This is a genomic window from Lentimicrobium sp. S6 (genome assembly GCF_013166635.1).
Taxonomy (GTDB): domain Bacteria; phylum Bacteroidota; class Bacteroidia; order Bacteroidales; family UBA12170; genus UBA12170.
The window spans coordinates 1-790 of record NZ_JABKBZ010000236.1; the positions used below are offsets into that span (position 1 = coordinate 1).

General features: G+C 30.3%; 1 protein-coding gene and 1 pseudogene. Both read right to left on the reverse strand.

Features of this window, described 5'->3' with window-relative positions:
* Window positions 1–134: 134 nt before the first annotated feature.
* The gene (locus HNS40_RS22535) at window positions 135–473 is read right to left on the reverse strand and encodes a hypothetical protein (protein ID WP_172284960.1); all 339 of its coding nucleotides are present in this window, start codon (window positions 471–473) and stop codon (window positions 135–137) included.
* Window positions 474–627: 154 nt separating this feature from the next.
* A pseudogene (locus HNS40_RS23430) lies at window positions 628–790 on the reverse strand (IS982 family transposase); the annotation flags it as partial.

The following is a 790-nucleotide window of genomic DNA, read 5'->3' on the forward strand; positions in this document are numbered from 1 at the left end:
CTTCTTTTGTTGTAAATCTTTCTTTAAACGTCTGTCTATCAATGTTTTTTAGTATCCTCATCGTTCCTGAATTTGAATACAATTTACAAAATAATATACTCATATACAACTATTTGTGAACTAAATGGGTAACCCTAAACAATAATTTCAAGTGTAGCAATTTCAGACGTTGAATAGGCATCTAGGTTATGATAATCTTGTACTACGATAACTCCAATAACGTCATTTTGATTACTCATTTTAATAGGGATTCCTAGCCAAATTGCCATTTTGTCGCCATAGCTTTTTACCCCATATTTTTCCCATATCAGTTTTTTTGATTCTTCTTTTATTAGTTTAGTTTTTCCTTCTCGTCTTACCCAGTCAGTGTATCCATTTTCAATATGGAAGTGCTCCTGTGGTTCGCAATCATCAATCTCATCTTTATAATAAGGAAAGGTATAAGTATTAGTTTTTTTATGATAAAAAGCCATAAAAAAATTTTCTGCACGAATAATGTTTTTAACCTTTGTGTGCACTTTATCTAAAAAAACATTTAAGGTTATAGTTTGATCAGAAATTTGAGATATTTCTAAAATCGTTTTATGTGCTTTCTCCAGTTGTTTTTGCTTAGAAACCCGAGTTCGATTATAAAAACAGAGCTAATTGATCGTCTTTCTCCAAATCATATTTTATAGAAGGTTTTTTAGCAAAGAATGAATATGCGATAAGAGCGGCGATAATATTGGAGATAAAATTTTCAAAACTTCTGTGCCTAGAATGTTCAATTTGGCACATGTTTTTTAGTTCA

Bases quoted from the DNA above. Each gene is read 5' to 3' on its own strand.
- HNS40_RS22535 (WP_172284960.1), bottom strand. From the start codon at position 473: ATGGCTTTTTATCATAAAAAAACTAATACTTATACCTTTCCTTATTAT.